A 19,580-nucleotide genomic window follows, 5' to 3' on the forward strand; every position below is an offset into this window, starting at 1 on the left:
AACCCGTACACTGAACGCTGCCGGTCGAGCGCGATGACCGTTTTTGAGCGGCCGTGATGGAATTTGGCAGTCATGCTGGGTTTAGGTCCCAGTGGGTTCACACCCGTGTGGGTTCGAGTCCCACCGGCCGCACGCGCACAAAGGGGCCGCCCGGGCTGGGCGGCCCCTCTCACGCATCTCAGCCCAGCAGCTCCCGGACCACCGGCACCAGCGCCCTGAACGCCTTCCCCCGATGGCTGATCGCGTTCTTCTCCTGCGGAGTCAGCTCCGCGCACGTTCGCGTCTCGCCCTCCGGCTGGAGGATCGGGTCGTAGCCGAAGCCCCCCGAGCCCGTCGGCTCATGGCGTAGTACGCCCCGCAGCTGCCCCTCGACCACCCGCTCCGTGCCGTCCGGCAACGCCAGCGCCGCCGCGCAGGCGAAGTGGGCGCCGCGGTGTTCGTCGGCGATGTCCGAGAGCTGGGCGAGGAGCAGGCCGAGGTTGGCCTTGTCGTCGCCGTGGCGGCCGGACCAGCGGGCGGAGAAGATGCCGGGGGCGCCGTTCAGGACGTCGACGCAGAGGCCGGAGTCGTCGGCGACCGCGGGGAGGCCCGTCGCCCGGGCCAGGGCGTGGGCCTTCAGCAGCGCGTTCTCCGCGAAGGTGACGCCCGTTTCCTTGACGTCGGGGATGTCCGGGTAGGCGTCGGCACCGACGAGTTCGTGGGGCAGCCCGGCTTCGGCGAGGATCGCCCGGAGCTCGGTGATCTTTCCGGCGTTGCGAGTGGCGAGGATCAAGCGCGTCATGGCCCCCAGTATTGCCGCAGCCGCGCCCCATCAGGGGCGCGGGGAACTGCGCGACCAGCCACGACGAACCCGCACGCTGCCACCACCGCAACCGGCAGACGAGAAGCCCTGCCCAGCCGGCGCAGCGTTACGGCGTGCAGACCTTCGTCAGTTCGCCCGCCGCGTCCGTGACCGGGCTGATGTCGGGCGTCTCGTCGCCGTTCTTGATCGCCGTACGGACGTTGCCGACGGCCTGGTTGAGGTCGTCGACTGCCTTGTTGACGTCGGCGTTGTCGGTCTTGTCGCCGATCTTGTCCAGGTTCTTGTCGATGGAGTCGAGGGACTCGTCGAGCTGCGTCGGGTCGTTGGCCGCGTTGTCGACGGCTTGCTGGAGTTCCGTGACGCTGTCGGCGATGGCGTCGGCGGTCTGGACGCAGTCCAGCGCCTTGTCGACGGCGGCGCAGCCGGTGGTGAGTCCGGCGGTCAGCGCGACGGCCGCCAGGGTGGCGGCGACGGCTGCGGTGCGGCGTCGGCGGCTCGCGGCCATGGAACGGTCCCTCTCGTCGGTCGGGCCAGGCGGCCCGTGTGGCTGGCCGGGCGCACAGGGATGAGCCGTGCGCCCGTACTCCTTCAGACGCGAGCGTGCTCGGCGCGGTTGCCCGTGCCGAGCACCTGTCTTGGCGCGCCCTTTACTTTTCGAGGACGGTATCAAGCGCCGTGCGCTGGTGGGCAGCGAGTTCCGTGCAGCCGGCGACGGCGAGGTCGAGGAGGGCGTTGAGTTCGTCGCGCGCGAAGGGTTCGGCCTCGGCGGTGCCCTGGACCTCGACGAAGCGGCCGTCGCCGGTGCAGACGACGTTCATGTCGGTGTCGGCCTTGACGTCCTCCTCGTAGCAGAGGTCGAGGAGGGGGACGCCGCCGACGATGCCGACGGAGACGGCGCTGACGGTTCCGGTGAGGGGCTGGCGGCCGGCCTTGATGAGCTTCTTGCGCTGGGCCCAGGCGACGGCGTCCGCCAGCGCCACGTAGGCGCCGGTGATGGCCGCCGTGCGCGTACCGCCGTCGGCCTGGAGGACGTCGCAGTCGAGGACGATGGTGTTCTCGCCGAGAGCCTTGTAGTCGATGACGGCCCGCAGCGAACGGCCGATGAGGCGGGAGATCTCGTGGGTGCGGCCGCCGATGCGGCCCTTGACGGACTCGCGGTCGCCGCGGGTGTTGGTGGAGCGGGGCAGCATGGAGTACTCGGCGGTGACCCAGCCTTCACCGCTTCCCTTGCGCCAGCGCGGGACGCCTTCGGTGACGGAGGCGGTGCAGAAGACCTTGGTGTCGCCGAAGGAGACGAGGACGGAGCCTTCGGCGTGCTTGCTCCAGCCGCGTTCGATGGTGATCGGGCGGAGTTGCTGGGGGGTGCGGCCGTCGATTCGAGACATGCCGCTGAGCCTATCCGTACATACGGAAGGGGCCCCTCCCGCGGTGGGAAGGGGCCCTCACGACTGACCTCGGGGGTCTGTCAGGGGGTGAAGCCCGGGACGATCCCCGCGCTTCACATCAGGTCTTCGATCTCCGCGGCGATGGGGTCGGCGTCGGTGCCGATGACGACCTGGATCGCGGTGCCCATCTTGACGACGCCGTGGGCGCCGGCGGCCTTCAGGGCGGTCTCGTCGACCTTGGCGGGGTCCACAACCTCGGTCCGCAGGCGGGTGATGCAGCCTTCGACCTCTTCGATGTTGTCGATGCCGCCGAGCCCGGCAACGATCTTCTCAGCCTTGGTGGCCATGTTCGTTCTCCCTGATCCGAACCGCTTTGTCGCAGTAACCCACAGTTGACCCAACTTTGCGAGCGGTCATGTCGTGCGTGCCGAAGGATGGCGTCACGTCAGCGTGCGACCGTCCGTTCGACTGGTCTACACCACGAGCCTGCCTCTCGACAAAGGGACCGCAACGAGTGCCGACAGCCCCGCCGGCGCCGAAGCCGCCGCAAGTCCCGCCCGCGCTCGCTGGAACCGGCTGTTCCAGGGGCTGCAGAAGATGGGCCGCGGTCTTCAGTTGCCACGGCAGTTTCCGGAGGGCTGCCCCGGGGGGCGGTGGCGGTGCCGGACATCGGGTGCCAGGTGATCTACGGGGACCGGATGGTGACGGCGTTCACCTTCCGGAATCCGGGGTGTTCGGCGGGATCGTGACGGGGTCGCCGGCCGCGTTCTTCTGGGCGCGGTTCCACCGGACGCGGCTGGTGGACTGGCTGGGGTTCTTCAACGGGCGGCGGCCGGTGCCGGTCATCGTGGCGTTCGTGGCGATCGTGTTCGCCGGGCTGTGTCCGTGCGTGTGGCCGCCGGTCGGCATCACCGAGCCGATCGACCACTCGTTCCTCTTCATCGCGCCCGTGCTGTACGCGGTGCACGCGCTGCTGACACTCCTCTATTACGTGATCTTCCGGTTCGCGATCATGTAGTTCGACCTGAAGACTGAGGGGCGCGAAACCGAGGAGGATGTCGAGGACAGCGCCAAGGCGTGATCGTCGGGGCGGGCGGAATTGGCGGGTTCCGCTCGTTCGGCCTACCGTGCTACAACTGGTCTACACCACTCACTGGTGGAGGTCGCGCGGTGGAGACCGCGTTCCCCTTTTGAGACGCCGCCGTCCCCCGTCGAGCTCTTCCCTGGGCGGCGCCGTGCCCCATGGAGGAAGTTCATGTCCACAGCCACAGCCGCGCCCGCGAGCCCGAAGAAGGGGTCTGCGGTGATGGCGGTCCTGCAGCGGATCGGCCGCAGCCTCATGCTGCCCGTCGCCGTGCTGCCGGCCGCCGCGCTCCTGGTCCGCCTCGGCAACACCGACATGCTGGGGCGGGAGTCGTTCCCGGAGTTCATCACCAAAATCGCGAGCTTCATGACCGCGGGCGGCAACGCGATCCTCGACAACATGCCGCTGCTGTTCGCCGTGGGCATCGCGATCGGCTTCGCGAAGAAGTCGGACGGCTCGACCGCTCTCGCCGCCGTCGTCGGCTACCTGGTCTTCAAGAACGTGCTGGCCACGTTCACCGACCCGAACCTGCCCAAGGTGGCGACGGCCGTCGACGGCAAGGTCGTCATGACGGACGCGCCGGTGGACGCCAAGGTGCTCGGCGGTGTGGTGATGGGGCTCGTCGTCGCCCTGCTCTACCAGCGCTTCTACCGCACCAAGCTGCCCGACTGGGCGGGCTTCTTCGGCGGTCGCCGCCTGGTCCCGATCCTCGCCGCCTTCGCGGGCCTGGTCATCGGCATCGTCTTCGGCTACATATGGCCGGTCCTCGGTACGGCCCTGCACAACGTCGGCGAGTGGCTGGTGGGTTCCGGGGCCGTCGGCGCGGGCATCTTCGGTGTCGCCAACCGCGCGCTGATCCCGATCGGCATGCACCACCTGCTGAACTCCTTCCCCTGGTTCCAGGCCGGCACCTACGAGGGCAAGAGCGGTGACATCGCCCGGTTCCTGGCGGGCGACCCGAGCGCCGGACAGTTCATGACCGGCTTCTTCCCGATCATGATGTTCGCCTTGCCGGCCGCCTGCCTGGCGATCGTGCACTGCGCCCGGCCCGAGCGCCGCAAGGTCGTCGGCGGCATGATGATCTCCCTCGCGCTGACCTCGTTCGTCACGGGCGTCACCGAGCCGATCGAGTTCACCTTCATGTTCATCGCCCCGGTGCTGTACGCGATCCACGCCGTGCTCACCGGTGTCTCGATGGCGCTGACCTGGGCGCTGGGCATGAAGGACGGCTTCGGCTTCTCGGCCGGCGCGGTGGACTTCTTCCTGAACCTGGGCATCGCGACCAACCCGTGGGGCCTGGCCCTGGTCGGCCTGTGCTTCGCGGCGGTCTACTACGTGGTCTTCCGCTTCGCGATCACCAAGTTCAACCTGCCGACGCCGGGCCGCGAGTCCGACGAGGAACTCGCCGAGCTCCAGAAGGCGGAGGCGAAGTAGCCCGCACACGCTGAAGGCCCCGGAACCGCTTGGCGGTTCCGGGGCCTCGTCGTGCTCGGTGGCCGGACAGGCCCTCAGACCTCGTACGTCTGCCGCGGTGCCGCGAGGTCCACGGGACCGTCGTAGACCGCGCGGGCGTCGGCCAGGTTGACCTGGGGGTCCGTCCACGGCGGGATGTGCGTGAGCACCAGGTGCCGGGCACCGGCCCGGGCCGCCGTCTCGCCCGCCTCGCGGCCGTTGAGGTGCAGGTCGGGGATGTTCTCCTTGCCGTGCGTGAACGCCGCCTCGCACAGGAACAGGTCGGCGTCCCGGGCGAGTTCGTCCAGGGCGGGGCTCAGGCCGGTGTCGCCGGAGTACGTCAGGACCTTGCCGTCGTGTTCGACGCGGATGCCGTACGCCTCCACGGGGTGGGCCACGCGCTCGGTGTGCACCGTGAACGGGCCGATCTCGAAGGTGGACGGCTTGACCGTGTGGAAGTCGAAGACCTCGCTCATGGAGGAGGCGGAGGGGGTGTCCGCGTAGGCGGTGGTCAGCCGGTGTTCCGTGCCTTCCGGTCCGAAGACGGGGAGCGGATCGCAGCGGCCGCCGTCGTGGCGGTAGTAGCGCGCGACGAAGTACGCGCACATGTCGATGCAGTGGTCGGCGTGCAGGTGGCTGAGGAAGATCGCGTCGAGGTCGTAGAGACCGCAGTGGCGCTGCAACTCGCCCAGGGCACCGTTGCCCATGTCGAGAAGCAGCCGGAAGCCGTCGGCCTCGACGAGGTAGCTCGAGCAGGCCGATTCCGCGGACGGGAACGACCCCGAGCAGCCGACGACGGTGAGCTTCATGAAGCAGAAACCTCCGCTGGCGGGAATGTCTGAGAGGGGCGTCGGGGGTCGTGCGGTGCGTCGAGCGTAAGGCGCAAAACCTCCGGTCGCTCCTCCGCCAAGGGCCGTTGTGGGCGAACTCACCTGTGGTGTCACCGGTTCGGCTGGCAGGGCCCGGCGTGATCCTTGTGAGGGGGGCGCGTGGGAGGGACGGCGCCGGTACCGTCTCAGTATGGACACGTCCTGGTGGCTGGCGCTCGCCGCGGTGATACTGCTCGCGCTCGTCGCCACGCTCGTCGACGGCTGGGGGCGGCGGTCGGCGGCGCGGCGCGGCCGGACGGCGGTGGCAACCGCCACGGTGGCGGGGCTGCCGCAGCCGGCGGAGATCTGGTGGGCGGACGTTCCTTACGAGGACGAGGCCCGCACGAAGGACCGGCCCTGCCTGGTGCTGGCGGTGCGCGGCGAGCGGGCGACCGTCGCGAAGATCACCACCCGCTTCCGGCACGAGCGCACAGGCGTGATCCCCCTCCCCCCGGGCTCGGTCGGCGACACCCAGGGCCGCGCGAGCTTCCTGGAGACGGACGAACTGAGGGAGGTCCCGGTGTGGGGCTTCCGCCGACGGGTCGGGGTGGTGGACCCGGCACTGTGGGACCAGGTGCGGTACTTGGCCGGCTGAGAGCCGGGTCTCACTGGGCGGCGTCCCCACGGGAACACGCCCCCGAACCGGCCGCGGGCCGGGCACGAGGGCCGGGGCGTGTCGGCCGGGCGCCGACGACCGACCAGGCGGGCCGGGCGGATACGGCCGAGCACGACGACCGGACGGGACGACCGAGACGACCGGGCAGGACGCCGGGCGGGACGGCTGCGGGGCGTCGACCAACCACGCCAACCGATCAGATCGGCCGAACGGATCGGTCAACCGCGACGACCGGACCGGACGACCGGCCGAGTCGACCGCAACGACCAGGCAAAACGCCAGGCGGGACGGCCGGGGGCATCGACCAACCACGCCAACCGAGCAATTCGGCCGGACGGATCGGTCGACCGCGACGACCGGGCGGATCGGCCGGGAGGGACGGCCGGGAGGGACGGCCGGGAGGGACGGCCGACCGCGACGGCGGGGCGGGTCGACCGGACACGACGGCCGCGTCGGCCCGCGATGAAGCCCTAACGGTGGTTCCGGCCTTCGGTCGGCGCCCTTGCCGCGGCCGGGGGAGCAGCGGGTGCGGCACCAGCGCGGCAGCGGTGACCGCGGTCGGCACCCCGGCGCTCACCCGGCTGCCTCGGGGCGGCCCGGGGTCCGACCCGGGCCGAGGAGCGGGCCGCGCCCGGGCTGCCGCCGGGACTGCGGGCCGGAGACGCAGAAGGCCCGGAAGAGAAGGCCCGGAAACGCAGAAGGGCCGGAGTTCTCGCTCCAGCCCTTCTCGGGTGATCCGCCGTCGGTTACGCCCAGAGCTGTCCCTGGAGCGTCTCGATGGCCTCCTCCGTCGTGGCCGCCGTGTAGACGCCCGTCGACAGGTACTTCCAGCCGCCGTCGGCGACGACGAAGACGATGTCGGCCGGCTCGCCGGCCTTGACGGCCTTCTTGCCCACGCCGATCGCGGCGTGCAGCGCGGCGCCCGTCGAGACGCCGGCGAAGATGCCCTCCTGCTGGAGCAGCTCGCGGGTGCGGGTGACCGCGTCCGCCGAGCCGACCGAGAAGCGGCTGGTGAGGACCGACGCGTCGTACAGCTCGGGGACGAAGCCCTCGTCGAGGTTGCGCAGGCCGTAGACCAGGTCGTCGTAGCGCGGTTCGGCCGCGACGATCTGGACGTCCGGCTTGTGTTCGCGCAGGTAGCGGCCCACACCCATAAGCGTGCCGGTGGTGCCGAGGCCCGCCACGAAGTGGGTGACGGAGGGCAGGTCCGCGAGGATCTCGGGGCCCGTCGTCGCGTAGTGGGCGCCCGCGTTGTCCGGGTTGCCGTACTGGTAGAGCATCACCCAGTCCGGGTGCTCGGCCGAGAGCTCCTTGGCGACGCGCACGGCGGTGTTGGAACCGCCCGCGGCCGGGGAGGAGATGATCTCGGCGCCCCACATGGCCAGCAGGTCCCGGCGTTCCTGGGAGGTGTTCTCCGGCATCACGCAGACGATGCGGTAGCCCTTTAGTTTCGCCGCCATGGCCAGGGAGATGCCGGTGTTGCCGGACGTGGGCTCGAGGATCGTGCAGCCCGGCGTCAGGCGGCCGTCCTTCTCCGCCTGCTCGATCATGTGCAGGGCCGGGCGGTCCTTGACCGACCCCGTCGGGTTGCGGTCCTCCAGCTTCGCCCAGATACGCACGTCGGCGGACGGCGACAGCCGCGGCAGGCGCACCAGGGGGGTGTTGCCGACCGCGGCCAGGGGTGAGTCGTATCGCATCGGTGATCAGACCATGCCGCCGGCCACGGCCGGCAGGATCGTGACGTTGTCGCCGTCCGTCAGCTTGGTGTTGATGCCGTCGAGGAAGCGGACGTCCTCGTCGTTCAGGTAGACGTTGACGAAGCGGCGCAGCTGGTCGCCGTCCACGATGCGGGCCTGGATGCCGGCATGCCGCGTCTCGAGGTCGGCGAACAGCTCGGCGAGGGTGTCACCGCTGCCCTCCACCGCCTTCTGACCGTCGGTGTACTGGCGGAGGATGGTCGGGATGCGGACCTCGATGGCCATGGCTCAGGGCTCCTGTCGGGAGTAGTCAGTCGGGCGCGCGGCAGCGCAAGAACAGCGGGGTGGTGCGTGTGTGCAGCGCCGCGGCTCACGGCCGTACGGCGGCAGGGGTCGGCGTCAACAGATGGCGCTGGCGAGCCTGCACAGGTCGACGTGCAGCCGCGCAACGAGCAGCATGCCCGGCGTCTTGTCGCTCACGTCGTGGAAAACCATGCGCTCATCGTATCGATTCCCGGTCCGGGTTCTGGAATGTGATCCCACATCGCGGACGATTTCTGGCCGGGTAGTGAGACCGCCCTGTTCAGCCCCGTCCAGACCCGCTCAGTACGCCTCGACGATCTCGACCTCCTCCTCCGTGACCTCGCCCTCCACGATCCGGAACGAGCGGAACTGGAACTCGCCGGCCCCGTCGGTGTCGGCCGTGGAGACGAGGACGTAGTGCGCGCCGGGCTCGTTCGCGTACGAGATGTCGGTGCGGGAGGGGTAGGCCTCGGTCGCCGTGTGGGAGTGGTAGATCACCACCGGCTCCTCGTCACGGTCGTCCATCTCGCGGTAGAGCTTGAGCAGGTCGCCGGAGTCGAACTCGTAGAACGTGGGCGACATGGCCGCGTTGAGCATCGGGATGAAGCGCTCGGGGCGGTCCGAGCCCGCCGGACCCGCCACGACGCCGCACGCCTCGTCGGGGTGGTCCTTGCGCGTGTGGGCGACGATCTGGTCGACGAGGGCCTGGGTGATGGTCAGCATGCTCGTCAGGATAAGCAAAAGGGCCGTTCCGTACCGAAGGGTGGTACGAGACGGCCCATATGCCGGACACCGGGGATGAACACCGGATGCTCGGACGCCCTGAGCGGCAGCCGGGGAGGGCGCCACGAGTGCCCCCTCCGACTGGACGTCCGGCTCGGAAGGTCAGCCGACCTTCTCGAGGTCCGAGTCCCCACGGCGCTCTGTGACCTGCGGGTTGCGGCTCTTGAGGACCGCCCAGCCGATGCCGAGGGCGGCGGCCCAGCCGGCCATGACGTACAGGCAGACGCGGGCGTCGGCGTCGTACGCGATCAGGCCGGTCACGAAGAGGAGGAACACGATGGCGATCCAGCTGCACACCGAGCCGCCCGGCGCCGGGAAGGACGAGGCGGGCAGGCGGCCCGCGACGACCTGGCGGCGGTAGAGGACGTGGCTGATCAGGATCATCAGCCAGGTCCAGATGCCGGCCGCGGTGGCGATGGAGGTGACGTAGCCGAACGCCTTCTCCGGGACGACGTAGTTGAGGACCACGCCGATGCCCATGAACAGGACCGAGACGAAGATGCCGAGGGCCGGGGTCTTGGTGGCCGACAGCCTCGTGAAGACCTTCGGGGCCTCGCCGCTCTCGGCCAGGTTCCGCAGCATGCGGCCCGTGGAGTACATGCCGGAGTTGCAGGAGGACAGGGCCGCGGTCAGCACGACGAAGTTGACGATGCCCGCGGCGGCCGGGATACCGATCACCGCGAAGGCCTTCACGAACGGGCTGACGCCCTCCGAGAACTCGGTCCACTTCACCACGCAGAGGATGACGGTGAGAGCGCCGACGTAGAACAGCGCGATGCGCCACGGCAGGGTGTTGATCGCCTTGGGGAGGGTCTTCTCGGGGTCCTCGGACTCGCCGGCCGTGACACCGACCAGCTCGACCGCGAGGTAGGCGAACATGACGCCCTGCAGCGTCATCAGGGACGAGCCGATGCCCTTGGGGAAGAAGCCGTCGAAGGCCCAGAGGTTGGAGACGGCGGCGGTGTCGCCGGCGGCGCTGAAGCCGAAGGTGAGCACGCCCAGGCCGATCACGATCATGCCGATCAGAGCGGTGACCTTGACCATCGAGAACCAGAACTCCAGCTCACCGAAGAGCTTCACGGAGATCAGGTTGACCCCGAAGAGGATCACCAGGAAGACGAGGGCGGTGACCCACCGCGGGACGTCCGGGAACCAGTAGTGGACGTAGATCGCGGCGGCCGTGAGCTCGGCCATGCCGGTGACGACCCACATCAGCCAGTACGTCCAGCCGGTGAAGTAGCCGAAGAACGGGCCGAGGAACTCACGGGAGTACTCGGCGAAGGAACCCGAAACCGGGCGGTAGAGCAGGAGCTCACCGAGCGCCCGCATGATGAAGAAGATGATGACGCCGGCGAGGGCGTACATCAGGATGAGGCTGGGACCGGCCTTGGCGATGTTCGCGCCGGCCCCCAGGAACAGGCCGACGCCGATGGCTCCGCCGATGGCGATCATCTGGACCTGACGGCTGCCGAGCCCGCGTTCGTACCCCTCCTCGGGGGCACCCGCGGCGCTTGCGTCAGTGACCTTCGAAGAGGTCATGCGTAGTGCGCCTTTCTCCATGTCGACCCGGGCCTTCGTCGGCCTCGGATCGGGTCTCGATCCCCCCGGACTGCTGGAGCTGTGCCCGGCCGACGATCCGTCGACCACATGGCGCACCCGCCGAACATTCGGGTGGTGTTCGCCGGGCGTCGTGAAGATTTATCACGGCCGTACCAGGGATCGACGATGGGGCATGTGGCACATCGCACAAGAAGAACCGAATAAAACCATCACTGCCCCCCATAGCGGGCGGCGGCGGTGACGCGATCGTTATCCGGATTTGAGTGCCCTCTGAGCGAACACGAGACCGTCACTCTTCATCACAGGAGCGTCACAGGCAGCGTCATGTGTGGCGTCCGCAGCCGGTGGTGCGGGTCGGCGTCGCACTCGTCGGTGATCTCCAGGCGGGAGTCGAGGGTCAGGCGCAGGTCGTTGAGGGCGCCGAGCCACTGCTGGGACTCCTCGGCGGACGGCTTGGGACCCCACCGCTCTCGCCGGCGGAGAAACACACGTGAATGATCGAGGCCCCGCGGCACATCGAAGCTCCAGTGATTCGAGGCGACCAGGAGATCGGGTCGCAGCGTCAAACCGGAGCTTCGATGCATTCATGGTGGCCTGGCAACGCCCGTTACGGCGCGATGATCGGCACACTCACGATCAACGTGACTATGAAGAAGCCTTGAATACCTTCCAGGATGAGCAATTCACCGGAGTCGTGTCGCCGGAGCCGTCCACCGTGCACACCTTCATCCTGTAGGTGTCCGAGGTGTTCAGGTCCACGGTCTTGTAGACCGAGTTGTGTGCTCCCTCCCCGTTGTACCAGGAGGCGAGGGGGTAATAAGTGATGGCGGGATCCCGCCAGTACTCCACGTACGCTCGTGTGCCGTGACCGTCCGCACTGTCGTCCCAGAGTCCGAACCTGTCTCCGTCTTCGTAGAAGTACAGGCTGCCGCGGAGGACGGAGTTCACGTACAGATTGACGTTCTGGTTCGCGGCGAAAGCGGGAGTGCCGGCGCCCAGCACAATGGCAGGAACGGCCGACAGCGCCGCTACCTTCGCGAGCAACCTCTTAGGCATGAAGAACTCCATGGTCGATTAGGAGATGAATTGCGCCTCGAGGTTCACAAAGCTTGTGACTTTCGAAGATCGTCGGCGTAGCGAAAGATTTATCACGCGAGGCGGCGACCACGAGTGAGGTAAATCACCCGCAAGGAGGATGAAGACCGTCGAATGCGGTCGCAAGTCGGACACCTCGACTCCTGTTCGTTATCCGGAATTGAGGTTCCGCTGAGCCTTCGCGGAATGCGAACATTCACCGCGGCCACCGAGAGTGATGATCTTGGGCGCGAGGTGACGGCCGGTGACGTCGGCTGGTGGGGTGGTGTTCGGGTGGGCGGTGGCTGCCTGCCGGTGGCAGCCAGGCGCGGATGAGGCGGCGGAGACCCGCGGGCCGCCGACGGGTGTCGTTCGGGTCGGCGGTGCGGGTCGGGCCCATCGCCCCGATCCGGGCGGAAGCCCGCCGTGCGGGAGCCCTCCCGTCAGGAAGTCGGCCGGAGCCCTCCCGTCAGGACGTCACGGCATCAGGGTGCCGACCAGCGTCTCCTGCAGCCCGCCCAGCCACAGATACGCCATCACCATCGGCTTGCGGGGGTCCTCGTCCGGCAGCCGGTAGAGCAGGTCGGTGTCGTCCTCGTCGGTGATCTCCAAGCGGGAGCCGATGGCCAGGCGCAGGTCGTTGAGGGCGCCGAGCCACTGCTGGGACTCCTCGGGCGAGAGCTTCAGCACCGCGCCGCCCTCCCCCGCCGAGGCGGCGCTCAGGGCGTCCAGGGAGCGGATCACCGCGAGCGCCTTGTCCCGCTTGCCGGCCCGCAGGTCGTTCTCGGTGTAGCGGCGGAACTCGGCGGAGTACGCCCGCTGCTCCTCGGCGTCCCGGGGCGAGGAGGGCTGCTCGGGGTCGCTGTAGGCGTCCGGGAAGAGGCGTTTGAGCACCGGGTCGGCGGGCGGCTCGCTCGGGCCGTCCGCGAACAGCTCGGCGAGCGGGTCGTCGGCGGCGTCCTCGGCGGGGCCGGGGCCGATGAGCTCCAGGAGCTGGACGGCCAGCGACCGGATGATGGAGATCTCGACGTCGTCGAGGGCGACGGCCGCGCCGCCGCCGGGAAGCGGTTCGAAGGTTCCGGGCATGAACGCCTTTTCGCTGCTGGGCGGGGAGCTGGCTACTTGCGGTCCTGCTGGAGGGTGGCCCACAGGCCGTAGCCGTGCATGGCCTGCACGTCGCGTTCCATCTCCTCGCGGCTACCGCTGGAGACGACCGCCCGGCCCTTGTGGTGGACGTCGAGCATGAGCTTGGTGGCCTTGTCCTTGGAGTAGCCGAAGTACGTCTGGAAGACGTACGTCACATAGCTCATGAGGTTGACCGGGTCGTTGTGGACGATGGTGACCCAGGGGAGGTCCGGCTCGGGTACGGCGAAGACCTCCTCCGCCGACTCGGTCCGTTCGATCTCCAGGGGCGCGGGTGACGTCACACTGCCCATGCTGCCACCCGAGGGGGGTAGTCGCACAAACGGGCCTGGAAGCCGGGGGCCTTGATGTAAATCGTCAAACTGACGAAATGGGGGTACGATCCCGCTCATGAACACAGCGGACCTTGGGCTGCCGGTGGATGTTCCCTCGACGGCGCTCTTCACGGACCAGTACGAGCTGACGATGCTGCGGGCCGCTCTGGAGGCGGGCACGGCCGAGCGGCGAAGTGTGTTCGAGGTCTTCACCCGGCGCCTGCCGAACGGGCGCCGCTACGGCGTCGTGGGAGGCACCGGGCGGGTGCTGGACGCGGTGGAGAACTTCCGCTTCGACGCGGGCGTCCTGGACTTCCTGCGCGAGCGTGAGATCGTCGGCGAGGAGACCCTCGACTGGCTCGCCGGCTACCGCTTCAGCGGGGACATCTGGGGCTACCCCGAGGGCGAGGTGTACTTCCCGGGCTCGCCGATCATGCGGGTCGAGGGCACCTTCGCCGAGTGCGTGCTGCTGGAGACCGTGATCCTGTCGATCCTCAACCACGACTCGGCGATCGCCGCGGCCGCCTCGCGCATGTCGTCGGCCGCCGGGGACCGGCCGCTGATCGAGATGGGCGCCCGGCGCACGCACGAGCTGGCGGCGGTGGCGGCGTCCCGGGCCGCGTACGTGGGCGGCTTCGCGACCACCTCGGACCTGGCCGCCGGGTTCCGCTACGGCATCCCCACCGTCGGCACCTCCGCCCACGCCTTCACCCTGCTGCACGACAGCGAGCGGGACGCCTTCCAGGCCCAGGTGAACACGCTGGGGCGGGGCACGACGCTGCTGGTGGACACCTACGACGTCGCCGAGGCGGTCCGTACGGCCGTCGAGGTCGCCGGGACCGGGCTCGGGGCCGTGCGGATCGACTCCGGCGACCTGCTGCTGGTGGCGCACCGGGTGCGGCAGCAACTGGACGAGCTGGGCGCGACCGACACGAAGATCATCGTGACCTCGGACCTGGACGAGTACGCGATCGCCTCGCTGGCGGCGGCGCCCGTGGACGCGTACGGCGTCGGTACGCAACTGGTGACCGGATCCGGGCACCCGACGTCCTCGATGGTCTACAAGCTGGTCGCGCGGGCCGAGTCCGCCGACCCGAACGCGCCGCTGGTGCCGGTGGCGAAGAAGTCGAGCGGGGGCAAGACGTCCGTGGGCGGGCGCAAGTGGGCCGCGCGGCGGCTGGACTCCTACGGGGTCGCCGAGGCCGAGGTGGTCGGCACCGGCCCGGTGCCGGCGGGTCTCGCGGACCGGCAACTGCTCGTGGAGCTGGTCAAGGGCGGCGAGGTCGTCGCCCGAGAGCCGCTGGACGCGGCGCGGGACCGGCACGCGGCGGCGCGCGCGGGGCTCCCGATGTCGGCCACGCAGCTCTCGCGCGGGGAGCCCGTCCTTCCGACGGAGTACGCGCACGAGGCCACGGGTAGCTAATTGCGGTGTGCCGCGATGCGCCGACCCCTGCCCCCTCCCGTCTCCTCCTCCATGTCAATAGGCTCGGAAGTGCACCGGCCGGGCTTGCCGACCTCATAGCCGAAGGACACCGACCATGCGCCGCGCCTTGATCGTCGTAGACGTGCAGAACGACTTCTGCGAGGGGGGCAGCCTCGCGGTGGCCGGCGGTGCCGATGTGGCTGCCGCCGTCACCGAGCTGATCGGCCAGGCGGCCGGGTCCGGCTACCAGCACGTCGTGGCCACCCGCGACCACCACATCGCCCCCGGCGGCCACTTCTCCACCAACCCCGACTACGTCCGCTCCTGGCCGGCGCACTGCGTCGCCGGCACGGAGGGCGTCGGCTTCCACCCGAACTTCGCCCCCGCCGTCGCGTCCGGCTCCATCGACGCCGTCTTCGACAAGGGCGCGTACGCGGCGGCGTACAGCGGCTTCGAGGGCACGGACGAGAACGGCGCCAAACTGGCCGACTGGCTCCGCTCCCGGGAGATCACCGAGGTCGACGTGGTCGGCATCGCCACGGACCACTGCGTACGCGCCACGGCCCTGGACGCCGCCAAGGAAGGCTTCCGTACCCACGTCCTCCTCGACCTCACGGCCGGGGTGGCCCAGGAGACCACCGAGCGGGCCCTGGAGGAGCTGCGCCAGGCGGGCGTGGAACTCTCGGGCAAGCCGGTCGTCCAGTGACCCGGTAGCCCGGTAGCCCGGTAACCCCTGAGGGTCAGGTCTGGGCCGCCGGGCGTCGCAGGAGGGCTCTGATCGGACGCCACAGCTCCAGGGCGAGGTCCGGGCCGCCTACGACACCGTTGTCAGGGGCCGTGCGCCATATCAGGCCGTCGGGGTGGTGCAGGACCGCCGTGATCTCGTCGGGGGACGGCGGCGCGGCGTTGCCGCGCAGGTAGACCGCACGCAACCCCAGATTGCGGAGCCTGGTCAGGGCTCGGGCGCGGTTCGCCGCGTGGACGAGTACGCGGACGGAGCCGGGGCCGTCGGCGGCGGGGCTGGGCAGGTTCAGCGCCACCACCACGGTGCCGTTCGGCAGCTTGCAGAAGCCTCCTGCGGCCATGCGGTCATACCCCCGTGTCGGTCGGTGTGTCGGTCGGTGTCAATAAGAGAACCACAGGACGCACCTAAACACGGATCGGCGGTGACCCGCCAGGGGGTCACCGCCGATCATGCTCTGACCTGGGAAAATGCGATTTACTTCGCTGCGGGGCCTACTTCGAGCTCGACCGTCGAGCCGTCCTTGGCCTCCTTGATGATCTTGATCTTGGTGTTGGTGTCAGTGATCTTGACGCCGCCGGCCTTGTTCGACTCGTCGTAGTAGTCGTCGGTGCGGTCGTTGAAGACCGACACACCCTTCGACGACGGGATCCGGGTCGCCACGTCCGCCATGTGCAGCGTCATGCCGTCCGTGCGGTACTTGCTGAACGGCGCGTCGTAGCTCTGGATGCGGTTGCGCATCAGCGTGCCGTCGGACCACTTGAGCGCGGTCGGGTGCGAGTCGACCGGCAGGAGCAGGCCGGTGCCCGGGTGCTTGCTGGTGTTGTTGTCCGCCTGGGAGGTGTCCCACTTCCAGATCAACAGGCCGTTCTGGTACGGGTAGTGCTCCACCCAGTCCGGACGGGTCTTGGAGAAGCCGAAGTTGTACGGGCCGACCTTGAGGGTCTTGTCGTACGACACGTACTGGCGGTTCTCCGCGATGTAGTACTGCGCGTAGTCCTTGGTGAAGGACGCGCCCATGCGGGAGAAGCCGCCCGCCTTCCAGGCCGCGTCCGCGGACTCGGCGTCGTCGGAGAAGACCGCGGCACCGTCGGCGGTCACGGTGATGCGGTCGGCCGCGAAGCCCTTCATCGCCAGGCCGCCGTCGGTCTGGTAGCGGAAGCGCAGGTCGATCTTCTTGCCCGCGTAGGCGTCCAGCGGGAACGCCAGCTTCTTGTAGGCGTCGGCCGTGCCGGTCAGGGCCGGCTTGTCGCTGCCGTCGCGCGGAAGCGGCTGGCCGTCCACCGTGCCGTCGAGCGCGGTCCAGTTGGCGCCGCCGTCGGTCGACACCTCGGTGTAGAGATAGTCGTAGTTGGCCTCGATCTCGTACCAGCCGTCGAGGGTCAGGGACGCCGACGCCTTGCCGGTCAGGTCCACGGAACGAGTCAGCGTGTTCTTCAGGTCGTTGCCGCTGCCGCTCCACCACTGGGTGGCGCCCTGAGCCGGGGTGACGAGTTCCGTGGTGACGGCCTTCTTGGGCAGCTCGACCACGAGGGCCTGCTTGTGCTTCGTGTTGTACTCGGCGAGACCCAGCTTGTGCCACGAGTTCGTCGCGGCCTTCGCGGTGTCGTACTTGAGCCAGCCCAGCTGGAGCTTGTCCCAGGCGGTCATGTCGCCGGGCAGGTCACCGATCTCGTTCTTGCCGGTGCCCAGCCAGGAGCCGGAGGACATCAGGGTCCAGAAGCCGGTGGAGTTCTCGCCGCCGCTGGTGTCGTAGTGGTCCGGCAGGCCGAGGTCGTGGCCGTACTCGTGGGCGTAGACGCCGAGTCCGCCGTTCTCCGGCTGGACGGTGTAGTCGCCGACCCAGATGCCGGTGTCGCCGATCTTCGCGCCGCCGAGCTTGTTGTCCTCGGGGCCGGTGGCGCCGGCGTCGGTGCCGAAGGCGTACCAGCGGTGGGCCCAGATCGCGTCCTCGCCCTGCGCGCCGCCACCCGCGGACTCGTCCTCACCGGCGTGCACGACCTGGAAGTGGTCGATGTAGCCGTCGGACTCGTTGAAGTCGCCGTCGCCGTCGAAGTCGTAGCGGTCCCACTGGTCGTACTGCTTGACGTCCGCCTTGATCTGGGCGTCGGTCTTCCCAGCTGCCTTCTGCTGGGAGACCCACGCGTTCATACCGTCGCTGACGACGTTCCACACGCTCGGGCAGTTTTTGTCACCGCACGCGTTGTTGCCGTAACGGGCCTCGTTGTAGGGGACCTTGACCCAGTCCGAGACCTCGCCCTCGACCGAGTAGCGGCCGGAGGACTGCTTCTCGTAGTACTTCTTGACCGACTCGGTGTTCTTGCCGGTGCCGAAGTAGAGGTCCTGGAAGTACTCCCGGTTGTAGTCCGCCCGCCAGGCGGTGGAGTTGTCCTTCTTGCGGTCCGGCTTGGCTATCTGGTTGTGCAGCGGGCCGGGCGTGCCGCCGAACTCGCTGATCTTGTCGCCGAACTCGACCAGGATGGTGAAGATCTTGTCGGTCTTCTCGCGGCCGAGCTCGACGTACTTGCTGTCGCCCTTCTTGCTCTTGAGCTGGACGACCTTCGAGCCGTCACGGTTCTTGACCGTGTTCTTGCCGGATATGACCTGCTTCAGGGCCTCCTGGCGCTGGGCCGCCTGGGTCTTGCTCAGCGGGCCTTCGAGGTCGTGCTCGCCGTGGTGGCGATCCGCCGGGTCGTGCCGGTCCACGGTGGTGGGCCTGGGAGCGGAGGTGTCGTCGGCCTGGGCCACACCGTATGCGGAGACGGTGGCCGTGGCCGCCGCGAGCGCCACGCCTATGGCCGCCGCCCTGAACGTCCAGGGTCTACTGGTCACTTGAGTTCCTCCCCCGCGTTCGTGCGCGCGGAGGAAGGGGTCTGATGTAGCAGGAGTCCGCGCGCGCGTGATCAACGCGTGTAGTCAAGTGACGACATTTGACTAGAGGTTTAGAAGAAAAGACAGACCTTGACTTGGACAGGTCAAGTGCACTATGCGGAGTCGATGTTCGCTTTACGGACAATCAAGCCGGTTCCCGGGCAGCGATGCCCGCCGCCCCGCAGGCACGTGCCACCGTCCGATGGGCGCGCGCATATGTCCACTACCTGGACGCCATGACTCCGTGCGCCCCCTGTGCTCCGGCCCTGTTGATTAGGTCACGCTTACCGTTCGTTCCACTCGGGCACGCTGCCGATTAGAGTCGCTTGGCGGAACGCCCGGAAGCTGGCGGAATGCCAGGCCGACACCCCCGTGGACCCCCACTTTCGAGGACATGATGGCCATGCCCCGTCCGACTGCCGCACAGCTCGCCTACGGTTCCTGCACCGTGATCTTCTCGACCCTCGCCATGCTGCTGCTGTCACAGACGGGTTCGGGCGTGGGGATCGCGATCACCGCCGTCGCGGCGCTCGCCCTCGGGCTGCTGGTCGCCATGACGGTGCCCGGGAAGCGCCCGGCAGCGGTGGAGCACCCCGCGCCCGAGGAACCCGTACGGGCCTCGGTGCCCGCGCCGGTCCCAACTCCGGAACCGGTGCGCGAGCGGGCGGTCTCCTGACCGCCGACTGATCCTTTTTCACCCCTGGCTGCTTCGCCTGTGCCTCAATTGGTGCTGACCACGACCGTTTTGGCCGCCTTGTCGTGCAAGCCCTGCTTGTAGGGCCGGTCGAAGAAGCTCCAGCCGCCCGAGATCGCGGTCCAGACGCAGGCACAGCAGAAGGCGAACGGGATCCACAGCACCGCCGCGCGCATCAGCGCGTTCTGCGCGGAGGGCGTGGCGCCGTTGTCCAGGTTGGCCACCCGCATGTTGAGCAGCTTCTTGCCGAGGGTCTGGCCGGTCCGCGCGGTCAGAACGGTGTCGTAGGCGATGTAGAGGACGGCGGCGACCGCCGACTGCCAGAAAGACTTGCCGACTTCGATGCGGTCGCTGTCCACGTCGTACTCGTTGACGTCGAAGCCCCAGGTGAGCAGCCAGACGACGGCGCCCACCAGGATCATGTCGATGATGCGGGCGAGCGTGCGCTTGCCGCTGTCGGCGAGCGGGGGCATGCCGGCGAGGGGGTCGGTGGGGTAGGAGCCGCCGCCGTAGGGGGAACCGCCATAGGGGCCACCAGGGCCACCAGGGCCACCACCGGGAGGACCGTCGTAGGGGCCGCCGCCGGGAGGGACACCGCCGGGGCCACCACCGGGGCCGCCGCCCGGGTGCGGCGGGGACCCGTGGTCGTAGGGCGAGCCCGCGCCCTCGCCGGGCTGCTGGCCCGGGGGCCGCTTCCTGAACGGATCGTCTTCCGGGGGCTGCTGACCGGAGCCGGGGGGCGGTTCACTGCTCATGGCCCGAGTCGAC

The 19,580-nt window shown here is 69.0% G+C and carries 21 protein-coding genes, 1 tRNA gene and 2 pseudogenes; 7 read left to right on the top strand and 17 right to left on the bottom strand.

What is annotated here, in order from left to right; genetic code table 11:
- Positions 1–47: 47 nt before the first annotated feature.
- Positions 48–132 (top strand) — tRNA-Leu (locus AOQ53_RS27705).
- Positions 133–178: 46 nt separating this feature from the next.
- Here AOQ53_RS27705 and rdgB read toward each other — a convergent pair.
- From rdgB to AOQ53_RS27725, 4 genes are all read right to left on the bottom strand, one after another.
- A complete protein-coding gene (rdgB, locus tag AOQ53_RS27710) occupies positions 179–781 on the bottom strand; it encodes an RdgB/HAM1 family non-canonical purine NTP pyrophosphatase (RefSeq protein WP_059421364.1) in 603 nt (200 codons plus the stop codon).
- Positions 782–908: 127 nt separating this feature from the next.
- On the bottom strand, positions 909–1,307 hold the full coding sequence (locus tag AOQ53_RS27715; protein WP_059421365.1) for a hypothetical protein: 399 nt from the start codon (positions 1,305–1,307) through the stop codon (positions 909–911).
- 142 nt (positions 1,308–1,449) lie between these two features.
- Positions 1,450–2,187: a ribonuclease PH gene (rph, locus tag AOQ53_RS27720; protein ID WP_020272543.1), complete on the bottom strand. Its 738-nt coding sequence runs from the start codon at positions 2,185–2,187 to the stop codon at positions 1,450–1,452.
- A gap of 113 nt (positions 2,188–2,300) precedes the next feature.
- Positions 2,301–2,534 carry a glucose PTS transporter subunit EIIB gene (locus AOQ53_RS27725; RefSeq protein ID WP_031140089.1) on the bottom strand — a complete coding sequence of 78 codons (234 nt, stop codon included), beginning with the start codon at positions 2,532–2,534 and terminating at the stop codon, positions 2,301–2,303.
- A gap of 139 nt (positions 2,535–2,673) precedes the next feature.
- On the opposite strand from AOQ53_RS27725, the pseudogene AOQ53_RS46650 reads away from it, so the two are divergent.
- Positions 2,674–3,268, top strand: a pseudogene (locus AOQ53_RS46650) (hypothetical protein).
- Positions 3,269–3,442: 174 nt separating this feature from the next.
- Positions 3,443–4,705 carry a PTS transporter subunit EIIC gene (locus tag AOQ53_RS27735; protein WP_059421369.1) on the top strand — a complete coding sequence of 421 codons (1,263 nt, stop codon included), beginning with the start codon at positions 3,443–3,445 and terminating at the stop codon, positions 4,703–4,705.
- A gap of 74 nt (positions 4,706–4,779) precedes the next feature.
- Here the strand turns inward: AOQ53_RS27735 and AOQ53_RS27740 are convergent, their stop codons facing one another.
- Entirely contained in the window at positions 4,780–5,532 is a 753-nt protein-coding gene (locus AOQ53_RS27740) for an MBL fold metallo-hydrolase (RefSeq protein WP_059421371.1), read from the bottom strand.
- Positions 5,533–5,743: 211 nt separating this feature from the next.
- Between AOQ53_RS27740 and AOQ53_RS27745 the strand changes: the two genes are divergently transcribed.
- Positions 5,744–6,187 (top strand): type II toxin-antitoxin system PemK/MazF family toxin, encoded by a 444-nt coding sequence (locus AOQ53_RS27745; RefSeq protein WP_059421373.1) that lies wholly within the window; start codon positions 5,744–5,746, stop codon positions 6,185–6,187.
- Positions 6,188–6,954: 767 nt separating this feature from the next.
- Here the strand turns inward: AOQ53_RS27745 and AOQ53_RS27750 are convergent.
- The 9 genes and pseudogenes from AOQ53_RS27750 to clpS all read right to left on the bottom strand — a co-directional run bounded on the left by AOQ53_RS27750 (position 6,955) and on the right by clpS (position 13,061).
- The gene (locus AOQ53_RS27750; protein ID WP_059421374.1) at positions 6,955–7,905 is read right to left on the bottom strand and encodes a PLP-dependent cysteine synthase family protein; all 951 of its coding nucleotides are present in this window, start codon (positions 7,903–7,905) and stop codon (positions 6,955–6,957) included.
- 6 nt (positions 7,906–7,911) lie between these two features.
- Positions 7,912–8,190 carry a MoaD/ThiS family protein gene (locus AOQ53_RS27755; protein ID WP_059421375.1) on the bottom strand — a complete coding sequence of 93 codons (279 nt, stop codon included), beginning with the start codon at positions 8,188–8,190 and terminating at the stop codon, positions 7,912–7,914.
- Positions 8,191–8,304: 114 nt separating this feature from the next.
- Complete coding sequence (locus AOQ53_RS47800; protein ID WP_020270288.1) at positions 8,305–8,400, bottom strand: putative leader peptide; 96 nt, start codon at positions 8,398–8,400, stop codon at positions 8,305–8,307.
- Positions 8,401–8,508: 108 nt separating this feature from the next.
- Complete coding sequence (locus AOQ53_RS27760) at positions 8,509–8,931, bottom strand: Mov34/MPN/PAD-1 family protein (protein ID WP_059421377.1); 423 nt, start codon at positions 8,929–8,931, stop codon at positions 8,509–8,511.
- A gap of 162 nt (positions 8,932–9,093) precedes the next feature.
- Positions 9,094–10,530 carry an amino acid permease gene (locus AOQ53_RS27765; protein ID WP_059421379.1) on the bottom strand — a complete coding sequence of 479 codons (1,437 nt, stop codon included), beginning with the start codon at positions 10,528–10,530 and terminating at the stop codon, positions 9,094–9,096.
- A gap of 359 nt (positions 10,531–10,889) precedes the next feature.
- A pseudogene (locus AOQ53_RS46655) lies at positions 10,890–11,029 on the bottom strand (DUF2017 family protein); the annotation flags it as partial.
- A 167-nt stretch (positions 11,030–11,196) separates the two neighbouring features.
- Positions 11,197–11,619, bottom strand: a complete 423-nt coding sequence (locus tag AOQ53_RS27775) for a hypothetical protein (protein WP_148640385.1) — start codon at positions 11,617–11,619, stop codon at positions 11,197–11,199.
- A 483-nt stretch (positions 11,620–12,102) separates the two neighbouring features.
- The gene (locus tag AOQ53_RS27780; protein ID WP_059421383.1) at positions 12,103–12,711 is read right to left on the bottom strand and encodes a DUF2017 domain-containing protein; all 609 of its coding nucleotides are present in this window, start codon (positions 12,709–12,711) and stop codon (positions 12,103–12,105) included.
- Between the two features lie 32 nt (positions 12,712–12,743).
- Entirely contained in the window at positions 12,744–13,061 is a 318-nt protein-coding gene (clpS, locus tag AOQ53_RS27785) for an ATP-dependent Clp protease adapter ClpS (RefSeq protein ID WP_020270284.1), read from the bottom strand.
- 97 nt (positions 13,062–13,158) lie between these two features.
- On the opposite strand from clpS, the gene AOQ53_RS27790 reads away from it, so the two are divergent.
- The gene (locus AOQ53_RS27790) at positions 13,159–14,505 is read left to right on the top strand and encodes a nicotinate phosphoribosyltransferase (RefSeq protein WP_059421384.1); all 1,347 of its coding nucleotides are present in this window, start codon (positions 13,159–13,161) and stop codon (positions 14,503–14,505) included.
- A gap of 115 nt (positions 14,506–14,620) precedes the next feature.
- On the top strand, positions 14,621–15,211 hold the full coding sequence (locus AOQ53_RS27795) for an isochorismatase family protein (RefSeq protein WP_059421385.1): 591 nt from the start codon (positions 14,621–14,623) through the stop codon (positions 15,209–15,211).
- A 34-nt stretch (positions 15,212–15,245) separates the two neighbouring features.
- Here the strand turns inward: AOQ53_RS27795 and AOQ53_RS27800 are convergent, their stop codons facing one another.
- Together AOQ53_RS27800 and AOQ53_RS27805 are read right to left on the bottom strand one after the other, a co-directional pair.
- Positions 15,246–15,590: a hypothetical protein gene (locus AOQ53_RS27800; protein ID WP_059421386.1), complete on the bottom strand. Its 345-nt coding sequence runs from the start codon at positions 15,588–15,590 to the stop codon at positions 15,246–15,248.
- Positions 15,591–15,724: 134 nt separating this feature from the next.
- Complete coding sequence (locus tag AOQ53_RS27805) at positions 15,725–18,079, bottom strand: immune inhibitor A domain-containing protein (RefSeq protein ID WP_059421388.1); 2,355 nt, start codon at positions 18,077–18,079, stop codon at positions 15,725–15,727.
- Between the two features lie 436 nt (positions 18,080–18,515).
- Here AOQ53_RS27805 and AOQ53_RS27810 point away from each other — a divergent pair, with 436 nt between their 5' ends.
- A complete protein-coding gene (locus AOQ53_RS27810) occupies positions 18,516–18,794 on the top strand; it encodes a hypothetical protein (RefSeq protein WP_078945548.1) in 279 nt (92 codons plus the stop codon).
- 44 nt (positions 18,795–18,838) lie between these two features.
- Here the strand turns inward: AOQ53_RS27810 and AOQ53_RS41730 are convergent, their stop codons facing one another.
- Complete coding sequence (locus tag AOQ53_RS41730; protein WP_078945546.1) at positions 18,839–19,567, bottom strand: RDD family protein; 729 nt, start codon at positions 19,565–19,567, stop codon at positions 18,839–18,841.
- Between the last annotated feature and the right edge of the window lie 13 nt (positions 19,568–19,580).

The organism is Streptomyces azureus (assembly GCF_001270025.1).
In the GTDB taxonomy this organism is placed as follows: Bacteria; Actinomycetota; Actinomycetes; order Streptomycetales; family Streptomycetaceae; genus Streptomyces; species Streptomyces azureus.